Annotated in this window: 15 protein-coding genes and 1 pseudogene; 12 read left to right on the plus strand and 4 right to left on the minus strand. The window is 66.1% G+C overall.

Annotation, left to right across the window (positions count from 1 at the left end; all coding sequences use genetic code 11):
- The 3 genes and pseudogenes from CRM90_RS25015 to CRM90_RS25025 form a co-directional block, all read right to left on the minus strand.
- A pseudogene (locus tag CRM90_RS25015) lies at nt 1-1,145 on the minus strand (hypothetical protein); the annotation flags it as partial.
- A gap of 1,028 nt (nt 1,146-2,173) precedes the next feature.
- Complete coding sequence (locus CRM90_RS25020) at nt 2,174-3,352, minus strand: acyl-CoA dehydrogenase family protein (protein ID WP_102809605.1); 1,179 nt, start codon at nt 3,350-3,352, stop codon at nt 2,174-2,176.
- Nucleotides 3,353-4,345, minus strand: coding sequence for an acyl-CoA dehydrogenase family protein (locus tag CRM90_RS25025; RefSeq protein ID WP_102809606.1), 993 nt, complete (start codon nt 4,343-4,345; stop codon nt 3,353-3,355).
- A 228-nt stretch (nt 4,346-4,573) separates the two neighbouring features.
- Here CRM90_RS25025 and CRM90_RS25030 point away from each other — a divergent pair, with 228 nt between their 5' ends.
- The 4 genes from CRM90_RS25030 to CRM90_RS25045 are packed head-to-tail and all read left to right on the plus strand — an operon-like array spanning nt 4,574 to nt 8,140.
- A complete protein-coding gene (locus CRM90_RS25030; RefSeq protein ID WP_102809656.1) occupies nt 4,574-5,665 on the plus strand; it encodes an amidohydrolase family protein in 1,092 nt (363 codons plus the stop codon).
- A gap of 27 nt (nt 5,666-5,692) precedes the next feature.
- Nucleotides 5,693-6,838, plus strand: a complete 1,146-nt coding sequence (locus CRM90_RS25035; protein ID WP_102809607.1) for an amidohydrolase family protein — start codon at nt 5,693-5,695, stop codon at nt 6,836-6,838.
- Between the two features lie 4 nt (nt 6,839-6,842).
- Nucleotides 6,843-7,235, plus strand: a complete 393-nt coding sequence (locus tag CRM90_RS25040; protein ID WP_036344104.1) for a Rieske (2Fe-2S) protein — start codon at nt 6,843-6,845, stop codon at nt 7,233-7,235.
- Nucleotides 7,232-8,140 (plus strand): alpha/beta fold hydrolase, encoded by a 909-nt coding sequence (locus tag CRM90_RS25045; protein WP_102809608.1) that lies wholly within the window; start codon nt 7,232-7,234, stop codon nt 8,138-8,140. Before CRM90_RS25040 ends, CRM90_RS25045 begins: the two co-directional genes overlap by 4 nt.
- A 14-nt stretch (nt 8,141-8,154) precedes the next feature.
- On the opposite strand, the gene CRM90_RS25050 is transcribed toward CRM90_RS25045, so the two are convergent.
- A complete protein-coding gene (locus tag CRM90_RS25050; protein WP_102809609.1) occupies nt 8,155-8,628 on the minus strand; it encodes a hypothetical protein in 474 nt (157 codons plus the stop codon).
- A gap of 53 nt (nt 8,629-8,681) precedes the next feature.
- Between CRM90_RS25050 and CRM90_RS25055 the strand changes: the two genes are divergently transcribed.
- The 8 genes from CRM90_RS25055 to CRM90_RS25090 all read left to right on the plus strand — a co-directional run bounded on the left by CRM90_RS25055 (nt 8,682) and on the right by CRM90_RS25090 (nt 15,941).
- Nucleotides 8,682-9,989, plus strand: coding sequence for an NADH-ubiquinone oxidoreductase-F iron-sulfur binding region domain-containing protein (locus CRM90_RS25055; RefSeq protein ID WP_102809610.1), 1,308 nt, complete (start codon nt 8,682-8,684; stop codon nt 9,987-9,989).
- A gap of 8 nt (nt 9,990-9,997) precedes the next feature.
- Entirely contained in the window at nt 9,998-10,279 is a 282-nt protein-coding gene (locus CRM90_RS25060) for a ferredoxin (RefSeq protein WP_502693319.1), read from the plus strand.
- Nucleotides 10,276-11,922, plus strand: a complete 1,647-nt coding sequence (locus tag CRM90_RS25065) for a thiolase C-terminal domain-containing protein (RefSeq protein WP_102809612.1) — start codon at nt 10,276-10,278, stop codon at nt 11,920-11,922. Before CRM90_RS25060 ends, CRM90_RS25065 begins: the two co-directional genes overlap by 4 nt.
- 25 nt (nt 11,923-11,947) lie before the next feature.
- On the plus strand, nt 11,948-12,823 hold the full coding sequence (locus CRM90_RS25070) for an alpha/beta fold hydrolase (protein ID WP_102809613.1): 876 nt from the start codon (nt 11,948-11,950) through the stop codon (nt 12,821-12,823).
- A complete protein-coding gene (locus CRM90_RS25075) occupies nt 12,823-13,641 on the plus strand; it encodes an NAD(P)-dependent oxidoreductase (RefSeq protein WP_102809614.1) in 819 nt (272 codons plus the stop codon). The genes CRM90_RS25070 and CRM90_RS25075 overlap by 1 nt, the downstream gene beginning before the upstream one ends.
- A complete protein-coding gene (locus tag CRM90_RS25080; RefSeq protein WP_102809615.1) occupies nt 13,638-14,453 on the plus strand; it encodes an NAD(P)-dependent oxidoreductase in 816 nt (271 codons plus the stop codon). Before CRM90_RS25075 ends, CRM90_RS25080 begins: the two co-directional genes overlap by 4 nt.
- Nucleotides 14,454-14,550: 97 nt before the next feature.
- On the plus strand, nt 14,551-15,753 hold the full coding sequence (locus tag CRM90_RS25085; protein ID WP_102809616.1) for a cytochrome P450: 1,203 nt from the start codon (nt 14,551-14,553) through the stop codon (nt 15,751-15,753).
- Nucleotides 15,750-15,941 carry a ferredoxin gene (locus tag CRM90_RS25090; RefSeq protein WP_102809617.1) on the plus strand — a complete coding sequence of 64 codons (192 nt, stop codon included), beginning with the start codon at nt 15,750-15,752 and terminating at the stop codon, nt 15,939-15,941. The genes CRM90_RS25085 and CRM90_RS25090 overlap by 4 nt, the downstream gene beginning before the upstream one ends.
- The last annotated feature ends 6 nt before the right edge of the window (nt 15,942-15,947 follow it).

Below are 15,947 nucleotides of genomic sequence, written 5' to 3' on the forward strand. Positions count from 1 at the left end.
GCCTGGAAACCGGTGAGCCCGGCCGCAATTCCGGCCTGGATCGTGGTCGCCAACTGACCGGTGAACGTGGTGAACGCATTCGCGAGCACACCCAGCGTGGGGTTCAGCGCTGCCAACGCACCGGTGAGCGCGTTGACGAAGGCCTCTGGGGTCGGGAAGTCGCCCAGAGCCGCGTTGAACGCCGCCGCCAGAGTGACGCCACCGTTGACCAGAGCCTGGAGGAGGTCCCCGACGCTGTTGATCTCGCCCTGGAGCGCGAGCATCAGCTGCAGGCCCAGGTTGGCGTTGATGTTGGTGAAGGCCTGAACCAGCGTGGTGATGAACGCCGCGGGGTTCGGGAACGCCGTCAACGCGGCTTGGAAAGCCGCGAACAGGGCGCTGCCACTGTCAGCGAGTGCGGTGAGCACCGCCTGGAACATGTCGACCTTGGCCGTGATCGCCGCGCGGACGACATCGCCCAGTGCACCGGTGAGGTTGGTGATCACGTTGCCGACGATGCCGAGCGTGGGGTTGACGGCGGCCAGCGCAGCTTCGAACGCCGCCGCGAAGTCGGCCGGCGTCGGGAAGCCCGCGACCGCGGCGTTGAATGCCGCGGCAAGAGCGACACCGCCGGCGATCAGAGCGTTGGCCAGGTCTTCCGCGTTCAGGTTCAGATTGAGATTCAGTGCGGCATTGAGTGCAGCCTGGATCGCCAGCCCGAGATTGACATCGATGTTGGCGAAGGCCTGCACCACCGCGTCGATGAACGCCTGCGGGTTCGGGAACGCGGCGATGGCGTTGTCGACCGCGCGGGCGAGCGTGCTTCCGCCGTCGAGCAGGCCGTCGACCACGGACTGCAGAGCGGTGTTGCCCGAGCCGATCCCGGCGATCAGCGTCGCCTGGAGGGCATCGCCGAATTGCGTGATCGCGGTGTCAGCGGCGCTATTGAGGGCGTTGAGTCCGCCCTTCACACCGTTCCACCCGTTGTTGATGGCTTGGATCACGTCTTCTAGCGAGGACAGTGAAACATCGGCGAGAGCCGACATAGCGCGATCACGCACCAGATGGAGATCCGGCGGTGTCACCTGGATGGGCGCCAGCACAATCGCGCTGGCCCCGAAGACTGCCACCCCCGCGGTCAGATACGACCGAACAGCAACGTCCATGACTATCCCTTCAAAATGGCTGTGCCCCGACAAGCGCGAACATACCTGAGAAGAACCTAAGTAGCCAAGTGTTTGCTCTCAGTTTTTTGGCGTTGCTGTGTCGAATCCGTGATCAATTCGATTCGAGTTAGCTAGATCGAAATTAGCCCAGCTTATTTAACGTGTACGCATATATAGTTACAGCAAAGAATTGTGCGTCGGCTGGCGCTGCGGCTCGCGATGACCTCCCTGGTCGGGTCGTGTCGTGGCTTACGTGGGGCCTAAGCACGCCTTAGGCGGTAGCCGGACGCGGCTCCAGCCCACGGTTGCGGTGACCAAATCAGTACCGGGCCGAGACGCGAAAATCGTGAGCAAAGCGAACGATCAGCAAGAACCTGTGTGGCGGTTGTGACCCGCCATCTCGTTCGCTGCTGCTGGCAGACAGGCGTTCCGGCGCGCGGAAAAAATTCACCGCGAGTCGCAGGCGCGACACGCCGCCGGTCGGCCCGAGGCCCGGTTCCCAGGGCGCTCACCGCGATGCACGCTCAGCAGTCCGACCAGTTTGCAGAAACCGGTTTGAACCGCGCCGTGAAGGGGAACATCGCCGTCTACGCAGTTCAGTGTCGAGTACAAGCGGGACCAGTCAGGGAGTGTCCAGGTGACGAGTTCCACGGCCGGGGTAACACAGACGCATCGCGACGCGATAACTATTCGCTGAGATAGCTCGTTTATCGCGATTTTTCTTGCAGAGTGAGTTAACTGTGGCTCTTTTGCGAACCTGAGCAACTCGGAATAACCTGAGAATTCCTGAGAGCCCCTTGACGGCGTCAGAATCCAGTCAGCAAACGGCGTACGGGATAGCGCCGTCGGCTTTCAGGCATGTGGAACCAATCCGGTGAGAGCTCATTACCCACCACACGCGCGAATTAACCCCAGGGCAGAAAGCTGCTTTCACCAGGCGCGCAACCGGCGGGCCAGGGAGGGCCGGCGGTGGGGCTGGAGCAGCCCGGATTCGCGTGTCGCGCGCGGGCCGGAGCTTAGTGCGGCGTCTACTTGGACCGGGGCAGGCTCAGCACCTGCTGAGCGATGATGTTGCGCTGAATCTCCGAGGTACCCCCGGCAATCGTTCCGGAGAAACTGCGGGCATGACGCTCGAACCAGCTGGCGAAGTAGTGGTCCAGGTTGAGGTGCGCGTAGGGCCCGGTGCTGGACGGGTGTACCAACCCATCGGATCCGCTTGCCGTGAGCGCGTATTCGGACGCTCGCAGCTCGGCCTCGGAACCGAACAGCTTGACCACCGACACCGAGGCCACGTCGGTTTCTCCGCGTGCAGCCTTGGCCAGTCCTTCCGAACCCATCAGTCGCAATGCCTGGTAGTCCATGATCATCGACGCGTACTGGTCTTTCTCCAGCGGCGTCTTCGGCTCGAAGTCCCCGATCATGTTGGCGATCCGGTCGGCGAACCCCAGCCACATCATCGTGCGTTCGTGGCCCAGCGATCCGTTGGCCACCCCCCAACCACCGTTGAGCGGACCGACCAGGTTGTCGACCGGGACCCGGACATCGGTGAAGAACACCTCGTTGAAGTCCTTGTCGTCGATCCCGCAGATAGACGCAAACGGCCGGCAGACCACCCCGGGCAGGTCGGTCGGGATCAGCAGGACACTGATGCCCTTGTGCTTGGGGGCGTCCGGATCGGTCCGGACGAACGTCAGCAGGAAGTCGGCATCGTGGGCGCCAGAGGTCCACACCTTCTGGCCATTCACCACGAAGTGGTCGCCGTCCAGGACTGCGCGGGTGCGCAGGGAGGCCAGGTCCGACCCCGCACTCGGTTCGCTCATTCCCAACGATGCGGTCTTCTCACCCTTGAGCACGGGCACCGCCCAGTGGTGCTTCTGCTCGTCGGATCCGAACGAAATCAGCGACGCAGCAATGATATTCACGCCCTGCGGGTTGAAACTGTGATAGATCCTGCGGCGGCAGAGCTCCTCGAGATGGACGAACTGCTGCAGGATCGAGGCGTTGCGGCCGCCGAACTCCGGCGGCTGACCGGGCAGGAGCCACCCGTTGTCGAACAGCAGCCGCTGCCAGCGCCGCGCCCAGGCCGGCATGTGGGATACCGACCGCGGCCGCTCCTGGGTCTCGGCCTCGCTGGGCAGGTTGGCGTCCAGGAACGCACTGAACTCGTCGCGGAATGACTCGACATCGGGATCGAACGAAAGTTGCATCTACAGTTCCCTGTACTCGTCGGCGATCACGGCGCGATGTTCGGCGGCGCCGCCCAGCATGAGCTCACCGGACTTGGCCCGCTTGAGCGCGAATTGAACGTCGTTCTCCCACGTGAACCCCATGGCGCCGAACAGTTGCAGGCCGTGCCGGAACACCACCGACTGGCAGTCGCCGGCGGCAGCCTTCGCCATCGCCGCGGCCAGCCGGCGGCGCGGATCGTCGGCGCTGATGGTCAACGCGGCGAAGTAGGCCAGGGCGCGGGCCCGTGCGATCGCGACGTGCATGTCGACCGCTTTGTGTTGCACCGCTTGGAAAGAGCCGATCGGCACTCCAAACTGGTGGCGATCCCGGACATGCTGCAGAGCCAGGTCGAGGATCCGCTGACACGCCCCGACCGTCGTGATCGCGACTCCGGTCAGCGCTACGTGGCGGGCCCGCTCGGGGTCGGCGTGCACCCGATCGTCGTCGGACACCACCACACCGGGGAAGGTGACGTCGGCGACGTGCATGACCGGATCGAACACCGAGACCCGGGTGACGGTGGCGACGGCGGCGTCGACGAGGAACACGCCGGCGTCGGTCACCACCGCGAGCTTCTGCGCCCGGTCGGCGTCCAGGACGTACCGGGAGGTTCCGGATAGCACCCACCCGGTGCTGTCGCGATGAGCGGTAATGCCCTCGAAGACGGCGGTCCCGGCCTCTCGCGGGTCGTAGCGATCACCGGCCAGCGGCGCGAACTGGGTGAGGGTGGCCAAGAACGGCGTCGGATCCGTCGCCCGGCCGAACTCCTCCAGCACGATCGCCAGCTCAACTGCGTTCTCCGGGTCGGCTAGCTCCGTCCAACCGGCGTCCACGTAGGACTCCCAGAGCGGAGTCGGGTCGACGCCGTCCTCGGCGATCCCGCGGATCAACGACGCAGGGCACTGCTTGGCCACCGCGTCACGCACGGTGTCCTGCCACAACCGCTGATCAGCATCGAATTCCAGTAGCACTCGCCGCCTCCTACCCGGGGTCAGAGCACCCGAATGGAAATCTAATTCTCTATTCGTGAACCATAGGTTCTCCTAAGACGGTATCGCACTCTACCGGCTGATTTGCTTGCTGCCTACGGTCGGTTGAGGCAAAGTGGTAATGAGGTTCTACTCTCATACGCGAGAACAGTATTCTTGCCGTTGAAGAACTCGGGTTACTCGCAGACGCACCTCCGGAAGGCGGCTTTGGTGATAGAGCACCGCGACGGGACGACGACTCCCGTCATCGACGCGAGCGTGCACATTTTCTTCGGGTCCACGCCCGAGTTGCGCGGCGTGATGCGGGAGCCGTTCAAGAGCCGCGGCTTCCCCGACTACGAAATGGACTGGTACGGCGCACCTGGCGGCGAATACCTCGGGGGGACCCGCGGGCCGGACCGGCAGTATCCGGGTTCCGACCCGGCCTTCGTCGCCCAGCAGCTGTTCGACGATCGCGGAGTCGACGTCGCGGTGTTGCATCCGATGGGCCGCGGCATCATGCCCGACCGGCACCTGGGCACGGCGATCCTGGCCGCCCACAACGAGATGATGGTGTCGCGCTGGCTGGATCATCCCGAATTCGGCGGGCGATTCCGTGGCACCATCCGGGTCAACCCCGATGACATCCGCGGCGCGCTGCGAGAGATCGAGAAATACAAGGATCACCCGCGAGTCGTCCAGATCGGTATCCCGCTGCAGTCCCGCGAGCTCTACGGCAAGCCGCAGTTCTGGGATCTCTGGGAGGCAGCCGTCGACGCGGGCCTGCCGGTGGCCACCCATATCGAAACCGGCGAGGGCATCGCATTCCCCCCGACGCCGTCCGGGCACACCAGGACCTTCGAGCAGTACCTGGGCTTCAGTTCCCTGAGCTACATCTATCACCTGCTGAACCTGATCGCCGAGGGCGTGTTCGAACGCATGCCGGACCTGAAGTTCGTCTTCGCCGACGGCGCCGGCGACATGCTGACACCGTTCATGTGGCGGATGGACTGCTTCGGACGGCCACACCTGGAACAAACCCCGTGGGCGCCGAAGATGCCGAGTGACTATCTGCCGGGGCACGTCCACTTCATCCACAACAGCCTCGACGGGCCGGGCGACGCCGAGTTCGCCGACGAGTGGCTGTCCTTCACCGGCAAGCAGGACATGCTGATGTTCGGCTCGAGCTATCCGCATTGGCATTGCGGCGATATCCACGCGCTGCCCAGCGCGTGGACCCCTGAGCAGCGCGAGAAAGTCTGCTGGCGCAATGCCGCGGCGCTCTACGGCATAGACATCCCGGCCGGCGTCGGAACACACTGACTCGCATAGAGAGCTAAGGAGATCACGATGACTCTCACCCACAGCCAGGAGCGAGTCGCTCCCGCCGAACGCATCGCGATCCGGTGCGTCGACTCCGATGTCCACCCGGTGCCCAAGCGTGGGGTGCTGCAGGAGTACATCCCTGAGCCGATACGCACCAAGTACTTCAGGAACCACCGGGTCGGCGAGACGATCTACTATGACGCTCCCGACTATGCGCATGCCTACGCGATGCGAGTGGACACCTTCCCCGATGACGGCGAATTCGCCTGCAGCGACCCCGACCTCGCGCTTCGCCAGGCCATCATGGAGGCCGGTGCCGACGTCTGCATCCTCGAACCCGCGCACGCGCCCTGCCGGATACCCGAAGCCACCGCGGCATTGTCCTACGCGCATAACACCTGGCAGGCCGAGCACTGGCTGGACAGCAAGACAAACTGGCACGAACGCTGGCGCGGCTCGATCCTGGTCGCCATCGAAGACCCCGAAGGCGGCGCCCGCGAGATCGAGAAGTGGGCCGAGCACCCGTACATGGCCCAGGTCATGATCAAGGCCGAGCCGCGACCGTCGTGGGGTGACCCGAAATACGATCCGATCTGGGCGGCGGCCGTCAAAGCCAACAAACCGGTCAGCTGCCACCTGTCGCGGGGCTTCTTCGAGACCCTGCCGATTCCGCCGGTCGGGTTCCCCAGCTATAACCACGATTTCATGGTCAGCTACTCGCTGCTGGCCGCCAATCAGGTGATGAGCATGATCTTCGACGGGCTCTTCGACCGGTTCCCCACCTTGCGGATCGTGTTCGTGGAGCACGCCTTCAGCTGGATCCTGCCGCTGATGTGGCGGATGGACGCCATCTACGAGGCCCGCAAGTCCTGGCTGGACATCACGCGCAAGCCAAGCGAGTACGTCAAGGACCACATCAAGTTCACCACCCAGCCGCTGGACTATCCCGAGGACAAGACCGAACTGTTGCGGGCCTTCGAATGGATGGAATGCGAGAAGATCCTGCTGTTCTCCTCGGACTATCCGCACTGGACCTACGACGACCCGCGCTGGCTGGTCAAACACCTGCCCGAGCATGCGCGAGAAGCGGTGATGTTCCGCAACGGGATCGAGACGTACGGCCTGCCCGACACCGTCCCGGCCCTCGAGGGTCAGACGCGGGTGTTCTGAGCAGATGACCAAACCCGAGAAGCAGCCCCGCCTGGCGCAGGGCCGAGAGCACGTTGTCGCGAGCGTGGACGAAATTCCGCCCGGCACACACAAATTGGTGCCGATCGGCCGACATGGTGTCGGGGTGTACAACGTCAACGGCACGTTCTACGCGATCGCCAACTACTGCCCGCACGAAGGCGGCCCGTTGTGCTCGGGACGCCCGCGTGGACGAAACATCGTCGACGAGAGCGTCCCGGGCGATGCGGTGATGGTGCGCGATCTGGAGTACATCTACTGCCCCTGGCACCAGTGGGGATTCGAGCTGGCGACCGGCACGACGGCGGTCAAGCCGGAGTGGAGTATCCGCACATACCCGGTACGCGTGGTGGGCGACGACGTTCTGGTGATGGCATGAGCGCCCCGGTGACCGCCGGTCCGCAACTGCGTGACGGCGAGCAGGTCATGGAGATCAACGGCGGAAACGTCGTCTACGAGATCCTCGGCGCAACAGGTGATTTCATCGCCCTGACACCCGGCGGCCGGTACAGCAAGGACATCGAGGGCTTGCGACCGTTGGCCGAGGAACTGGTCAAGGGCGGTTACCGGGTGCTGCTGTGGGACCGGCCCAACTGCGGGAAGTCCGACCTCCAGTTCTACGGGCAGAGCGAATCCCACATGCGCGCCGAGACATTGCACGGGTTGATCACCGGTCTGGGGATCGGTCCGTGCATCATCGCCGGCGGCTCCGGTGGCGCCCGCGACTCGATCCTTACCACGATCCTGTACCCCGAGATCGCCACCAAGCTGGTGACGTGGAACATCGTCGGCGGCGTCTACGGTAGCTTCGTGCTGGGCTCCTACTATCTGGTTCCCAGCATCCTCGCGGTGCGTGGCCTCGGCATCAAAGGCCTTCTGCACGTGGATGAATGGAAGGAACGTATCGCCGAGAACCCGGCGAACAAAGAGCGCATCCTGGCGATGGATCCCGACGAGTTCCTGCGGGTCATGCTGCGCTGGCTCAATGCGTTCGTGCCCAAGCCCGGTCAGGCGATCCCCGGCGTCGACGACGAGTTCTTCGGCGACATCACGGTGCCCACCCTGATCATCCGCGGCGGCGAGAACGACTGGGACCACCCCAAGCGCACCTCACTCGAGGTGAACTGCCTCATCAAAGGCTCTACGCTGATCGACCCACCGTGGCCGGAGGATGCCTGGGAGCGCGCGGGCGAGGACCGCGCATCCGGAAGAGTCAAGCACTTCAACATGTTCGACACCTGGGTGCAGGCGGCCCCAGCCATTCTGGACTTCTTGGGCCGATGACCATCCGGTTGTCCTCAGACCAGGCGAATGCGGATCTCGCAGTTGGTCGACGCCTCCAACGCGGTGTGCACCCGACTCTCCGGGATGCGCGCCATGTCGGCCTTGCTGAGCGTGACGTCCAGAATGTCGTAGCCGTCGTCGCCTGCGGTTCGGGCGATCTCGCCGTGCAGACCGAACCCTGCCAGCACGCCGTGCGCATCTTCGTCGGTCCCGCGGCTGACGTAGGTCACCACACCGATCACCGGTGCGGTACCGAACGCCTTGGCGCACAAGGCGACTCCGATGCGCGTCAGATCGTCGACCGCGGTGTTGCTGATCAGCAATTCGGCAACACGCCGCCCGCGCGGCATCGCGGCGAGGTTGTTGTCGACCACGGTCACGCCGCTGTCGTCGGCGAGTGCGCGCAGCGCCGCGACCCCTTCGGTGAGCGCAGCGGGCGTCAACTCACCGGCCGGGTCCACATCGACACGCACCACCGCCGTTCTCATGGGCCTCAGCCTAGCGATCGCGCGCCGGGTGCCCGAATCAGAAGAGGTGACCGATGAATGCCACCGCAGCCGCAGACACGGCCTTGACCGTCGCCTGTGCACCGGGAGTCACCCCGCGGTTGTTGCGACTGCCGGCAACGGTGGAGAGCATGAGCGCGTATGTGTCCGTGGGCGGATACTCGCCGCTGGACAGCGCCGAGGGTCTGCTCGCCGAGGTGGAAGGCTCGGGCCTACTCGGCCGCGGTGGCGCCGCCTTCCCGCTGGCGGTCAAACTGCGTACGGTGCGCACCGCGCACACCCGCGGCCATGAGACCGTGGTGCTGGCCAACGGCGAAGAGGGCGAGCCCGCGTCGGTGAAGGACCGGTGGCTGCTGCGCCACCGTCCGCACCTGGTGCTCGACGGTGTGCGACTGGCGGCCCGCCTGGTCGGCGCCCAACATGCCTACGTCTACGTCTCCGACCTCGATGCGGCACGCGCCGTCGACGCCGCGCTCAGCGAGGTGGGGTTCGATACGCTTGGCGGCCTCCAGATTTCGATCGTCACTGTGACCGCTGGCTACGTGGCCGGTGAGGAAACCGCCGCGGTACGCGCCGTCAACGGCGGACCGGCCAAGCCGACCGACAAGCCGCCACGGCCGTTCCAGCACGGCGTCGCAGGACATCCCACTCTGGTCAGTAACGTCGAGACGCTGGCCAACCTGCCGTATCTCCAACGCAACGGCGCCACGGCCTTCCGCTCGGCCGGCACGGCGGCCTCGCCGGGCACCTTCCTGATGACGATCACCGGCGCGGGACGGCCACCGGCCCTCTACGAGGTGCCGCACGGCATGCCGTTCCGCGATCTTCTTGCCGTACACGGTGTTTCGCCGGACTCGGTGCAGGGCGCCCTGATGGGCGGATACTTCGCCGGGTTGCTGAACCGCGATGTGCTCGACACCACCCTTGATCACGAGACGTTCCGCGAGCTCGGATGCGGCCTCGGCTGCGGCGCGGTGGCGATTCTCACCGACGATTGTCCGGTGGCAGTGGCGGCATCGGTGCTGGCCTACTTCGACCGGGAGAACGCCGGGCAGTGCGGGTCGTGCTTCAACGGCACGGCGGCGATGGCCGCGGCCGCAGGCGCGCTGCGCGACGGTGCGGCCACCGCCGAGGACGTGGCCCGCCTGGAGCGCTGGTCAGTCGTGCTGCGCGGCCGGGGTGCCTGCGCCACCCTCGACGGGGCGGCCAATGTGGCGGGCAGCCTGCTCAAGCAGTTCCCCGCGGTTGTCGAACAGCATCTGGCCGGCGCTTGTGATGCATGCGGGGCAGGCCGATTCAGCGCCCAGCGTCCCTACGAGGTGGAGGCGGTGACGCAGCCATGAGCGGTGAGATCCGAATTCGGCTGGACCGGACGCTCTGTGACGGTTTCGGTGCCTGCGCCAAGCACGCGCCGAAGCACTTTTCGCTCGACGACTGGGGCTATGCGTCCCTGATCGGGGATGGCAGGGTGGCCGAGGCCGACCGCGACGATGTCCTGCGGGCGCTGTTCGACTGCCCGGTGCACGCAATCATCGAGATCAGCGACAACGAGTTCGACGGCGAGACCGGACCTGTGGACACACCGGCCGAGGAATCACCGGTCTTCGAGGCCCGCTGGGGCTACGCCCAGTGACCCGCGCCCCGCTGCCTCAGGTCACCGGCGAGAACGAGTTCTTCTGGACCTCGGGAGCCGACGACACCCTGCGCATCCAGGAGTGCCAGGGGTGCAGCTCCCTGATCCATCCGCCGCAGCCGGTGTGCCGGTACTGCGGAAGCCACGACCTCAAGGCCAAGCCGGTCAGTGGCGTAGCCGTGCTGTCGGCGTTCACCGTCAACGAGCGGTTCAGCATTCCGGGCTTGCCTGCGCCCTATGTGGTGGCCCAGGTGGCGATCCAGGAGGATCCGCGAGTCCGGTTGACCACCAACATCATCGACGCCGACCCCGCCGATCTGGAACTCGGCCAGCTTGTCGAAGTCGTCTTCGAGCAGAACGACGACGTGTATCTGCCGCTGTTCCGCCCGGTGACACCGAAACAGATCGCCGAGCAACCGACCGACGAGATCGCCCCGCAGGACTTCGCCAAGCATGTCCGGCCGCCGCTGACCGCCACCAAGTTCGAGGAGCGGTCGGCGATCACCGGAATCGGCGCGTCACGGCTGGGGCGCCGCCTGATGGTGAACCCGTTGTCGCTGACCGTCGAGGCCTGCGAAGCCGCGGTGGCCGATGCCGGGCTCACGTTCGCCGATATCGACGGCTTGTCCACCTATCCCGGCCTCGACATCGCCGGCATGGGCGAAGGCGGCGTGACCGCACTGGAGGGCGCGCTGGGGTTGCGGCCCACGTGGATCAACGGCGGGATGGACACCTTCGGGCCAGGTGGATCCATCATCGCGGCGATGATGGCCGTCGCCACCGGGATGGCCCGGCACGTGCTGTGCTTCCGCACGCTGTGGGAGTCGACCTTCCAGGAGCTGCTCAAGCAGGGCAAGATGGCGCCGCCCGGCGGGGCGCGCACCAGCAGCTGGCAGATGCCGTTCGGCGCGACCTCCGCCGCACACACGTTGGCGCTCAACGCCCAACGGCACTTCGCCCGCTACGGCACCACCCGCGAGACACTGGGCTGGATCGCTATCAACCAGCGGGCCAACGCCGCGCTGAATCCGACCGCCATCTACCGCGACCCGATGACAATGGAGGACTACCTGTCGGCGCGGCCGATCACCACGCCGTTCGGGCTCTACGACTGCGATGTGCCCTGTGACGGCGCGGTCGCCGTGATCGTCTCCGCGGTGGAAGCCGCCCGCGACCTGCCCAAGCCGCCGGTGTTGTTCGAGGCCGTCGGCACCCAGATCGTCGAACGCACCGACTGGGATCAGACGACCATGACCCACGAGCCGCAGGTGCTGGGCCAGTCGGCGCATCTGTGGACGCGAACCTCGTTGCGTCCCAGCGATGTCGACGTCGCCGAGCTCTACGACGGGTTCACCTTCAACTGCTTGTCGTGGCTGGAGGCGCTCGGCTTCTGCGGCATTGGCGAGGCGAAGGACTTTCTGGACGGGGGCGCCAACATCGCCCGCGACGGTGTACTCCCGTTGAATACCCACGGCGGTCAGCTCTCCCACGGCCGAACCCACGGTATGGGCCTGATCCACGAGGCGGTCAGCCAGCTGCGCGGCGAGGCCGGCGATCGGCAGGTCGCGGGCGCCCGCGTCGCGGTGGCGAGCAGCGGAGGGCTGACGCCGAGCGGGGTTCTGCTGATGCGGGTCGACGGATGAGCGAGAATCCGAAGGCGGATCGCGGATGAGCACCGGCACCCCGGTGCGCCGGATGGTTCCGGTCGACGGGATCCCGATGTCGGGCTTGTTCGCCGAGGCGGCAGATCCGAAGGGAGTCATCATCGCCCTGCACGGCGGGGCGTCCTCAGCGGCCTACTTCGACTGCCCCAACCACCCTGAGCTGTCGTTCTTACGGGCCGCGGCCGCAGCGGGTTTCAGCGCGGTGGCACTCGACCGGCCGGGCTACGGAGCATCGGCGCCCTACTCCGATTCGATGTGGGAGCCGCAACGCCGGGTCGAGTTGGCCTACGGCGCCGCCGACGCGATGCTCGGCAAGCGAGACCGCGGCGCCGGCCTGTTCATCCTGGCGCATTCCAACGGCTGCGAACTCGCGTTGCGGATGGCCGTCGCCGAGCGGGGCCGCGACCTGCTGGGTATCGAGCTGGCCGGCACCGGCTTGCGCCAATACCCCTCTGCCAGAGCCATTCTCAAGCAGGCGACGCCGACCCACCGGCCCGCCGGCCTGCGCGAGTTGATCTGGGCGCCCGAAGAGCTCTATCCCGCCGACGTGATCAACGCCGTCGGCTCCGCCGGCGCACCGCCGCAAGAAGCGGAGATCTCGACCCACTGGGCCGGGCGGGATTTCCCGGCGCTCGCCGGCCATGTCACCGCGCCGGTACGTTTCACCGCCGCCGAGCACGAACGAGTGTGGGACTCCACGCCGGAAGCACTGGCCGACATCGCGGCACTGTTCGGCACGTCGGCGCAGGTGGAGATCCACCACCAGGACGGCGCAGGACACAATCTGAGCCTGGGTATCGCTGCGGCGCAGTATCACTCGAGTGTCGTGTCGTTCTTCACGAACTGCATCACCGCCGACATGGACAGAGAGGCCGGCTAATGCGCGTCGGATTCATCGGGCTGGGCAGCCAAGGCGCGCCCATGGCACGCCGGATCGTCGAGGGCGGCTACCCGCTCACACTGTGGGCCCGGCGCGCGGCATCGGTGGAACCCTTCGCCGACACCGCGGCCACGGTCGCGGCCACGCCGCAGGAGCTGGCCGCCACCAGCGACCTGGTGTGCCTGTGTGTGGTCGGTGACGCCGACGTGCTCGAGGTGGCGACCGGCGACGGCGGCGTGCTGTCCGGACTGCAGCCCGGCGGCATCATCGCCGTGCACGCCACCGTGCACCCGGACACCTGCCGACAGTTGGCCGAGCAGGCCGCCGCTCAGGGGGTCTCCGTCGTCGACGCTCCGGTCAGCGGTGGTGGCCCGGCCGCCGAGGAGGGAAAGCTTCTGGTGATGGTCGGCGGTCAGGATGCCGTGGTGGAGAAGGTCCGCCCGGTGTTCGCCACCTACGCCGATCCGATCGTGCACCTGGGTGACGTCGGCTCTGGACAGGTCACCAAACTGCTGAACAACCTGTTGTTCACCGCGAACATCGCGACCGCCAAGACCGCGCTGGATCTCGGTGCGGCGCTGGGTATCACACCCGAGAACCTGTCAGAGGTCATCACCCGGGGATCGGCCAACAGCTTCGCGCTGGGCAGCGTGGCCCGATTCGGCGGCAACCTCGACATCCTCAAGCAGGTCGCCGCGGGGCTGCTGCACAAGGACGTCAGCCTGATCGCGGGGATCGCCGACAAGGCAGGCGCACAGCCCGGTGCGGTGCTGGACGCCGCCGACGCCGCACTGAGGTTGATGGACAACCCACGGTGAAAGTCGGCTTCATCGGGGCGGGCCGGATGGGCGCACCCATGGTGCAGCGGCTGGCCGGCGCCGGCCACGACGTCACCGTGCTCGGTAGGACTCCCGAGAAGCTCATCGCAGCAGGCGAATTGGGTGCGACCGCGGCCGGGAGCGCCGCCGATGTGGCCCGTGAGGCCGACGCGGTGGTTCTCTGCGTCTTCACCGACGAGCAGGTGCGCCAGATCGTCCTGGCCGACAACCTGCTGGGCGCCATGCGCCAGGGCGCGGTGCTGATCCTGCACACCACAGGCAATCCGCGCACCGCCGAAGCGATCGCCGCGCACGCCGACGAACTCGGCATCGGCGTGCTCGACGCACCGGTGAGCGGCGGACCGCATGACATCGCCGCAGGAACGGTGACGGTGTTCGTCGGCGGCGGCGACGACGCGTATGCGCTGGCGCGGCCGGTGCTGTCCAGCTACGCCGATCCGGTGCTGCACGTCGGACCGACGGGGTTCGGTCAGCGGGTCAAGTTGATCAACAACGCGCTGTTCGCCGCGCAGATCGGCATCGTGGCGGAGGCGGTCGCGCTGGCCGGTCGCCTCGGTGTCGACGAGACCACCCTGCTCGGCGCACTCCCCCACGGCAGCGGCACCAGCCGAGCTCTGGATTCGATCGCGCGCGTCGGCTCGGCGAGCGGATTCATCGCTGCAGTCGGTGAATTCATCGGCAAGGACGTCGCCGTCGTCCGCGCGACCGCAGCCGATCTGGGGACCGACCTCGGACTGCTGGGGGCGGCCGTCGACGCCGGCCTTCCGAGCGCGAAAGGTGAGGGGAATTAGCCATTTTCCGCTCTCCCGTCAGACCCACTGTTAGCGTTACACTCAACCAACCTTCCGTAACGCTCAAGACCCAGCTCTCGCCTCGGAGGAGAACGCAATGACTCAGGCCGAACTCGTCTTCGATCCGTTCTCGCAGGAGTACTTCAACAACCCGTTCGACATCTACGAGCGCATGCGGGCCGAGGCCCCGCTGTATTACGACGCTAAAGAGGACTTCTACGCGATCTCCCGGCACGAGGATGTCGCGGCGGCACTGAAGGATCATGAGAGCTTCTCGTCGACCCGCGGTTGCGATCTGGCCATGGTGAAAGCGGACGAGCCGCCGCAGAAGTCGATCATCTTCATGGACCCGCCCGAGCACCGGCACATGCGCAGTCTGCTGAACAAAGCCTTCACCCCCCGTGCGGTGCAGTCGCAACGTGATGTGGTCATCGAACTGGCGGACAAGTATCTGGCGGCGGCCGACCCGGACAACTTCGACGTGGTCCAGGACTTCTCCGGGCCGTTCCCGGTCGAGGTCATCACCCGGATGGCCGGCGTGCCGGAGGAATACCGGCAGCAGGTTCGGCACTGGATCGACACCAGCCTCAGTCGTGAGCCCGGGCAGATGGGGACCAGCGAGGCCGGCATGCAGGCCAATATCGAGACCGCGATGTACTACTACGGCCTGGTGCAGGAGCGGCGCGAGAACCCGCAGGATGACATGATCAGCCGCCTGATCGCCGCCGAGATCCCCGATGACGACGGCCACATGCGCCGGTTGGATGACATCGAAATCTGCGGTTTCGCAACGCTTCTCGGCGGTGCGGGTGCCGAGACCGTAACCAAGCTGATGGGGACCGCCGCGGTCAACTTCGCCCGCTTCCCCGACCAGTGGCGCAAGCTGCTCGACGACCGGTCCAAGATTCCCGCGGCGGTGGAGGAACTGCTGCGCTACGAGGGGCCGGTGCAGTACAACGTGCGCTACACCCTCAAGGACACCGAGGTGCCCAGCGGCAAGATCCCGGCAGGCAAGCCGGTGTTCCTCCTGCTGGCGTCGGCCAACCGCGACTCGGCCGCCTTCACCGACGCCGACGCCTTCGACATCGACCGCGACCGCACCGAGGCGCAGAACCTGGGCCTGGGTTACGGCATCCACAGCTGCCTCGGCGCCGCCCTGGCCCGCATGGAAAGCGCCCTGGCGCTGGAGAAACTGCTGGACTTCATGCCGCGCTACGAAGTCCAGTGGGATGGGCTGCGCCGCGTACAGATGCAGAATGTGGCGGGTTACTCCCACGTACCGGTGAAGGTGCTGCGATGAAGATTGAAGTGGACTTCGGCCTGTGTGAGGCCAACGCGATCTGTATGGGGATCATCCCGGAGGTGTTCCAGGTCGACGACCAGGATTACCTGCACGTCCTGTCCGACGAGGTGACCCCGGAGAACGAGGCACAGATTCGCGACGCGGTGCGTCAGTGCCCCCGGCAGGCCATCTCCATCAAGGAGTAGGTTTCC

The sequence above is a fragment of the Mycobacterium sp. ENV421 genome, assembly GCF_002887815.1.
Taxonomy (GTDB): domain Bacteria; phylum Actinomycetota; class Actinomycetes; order Mycobacteriales; family Mycobacteriaceae; genus Mycobacterium.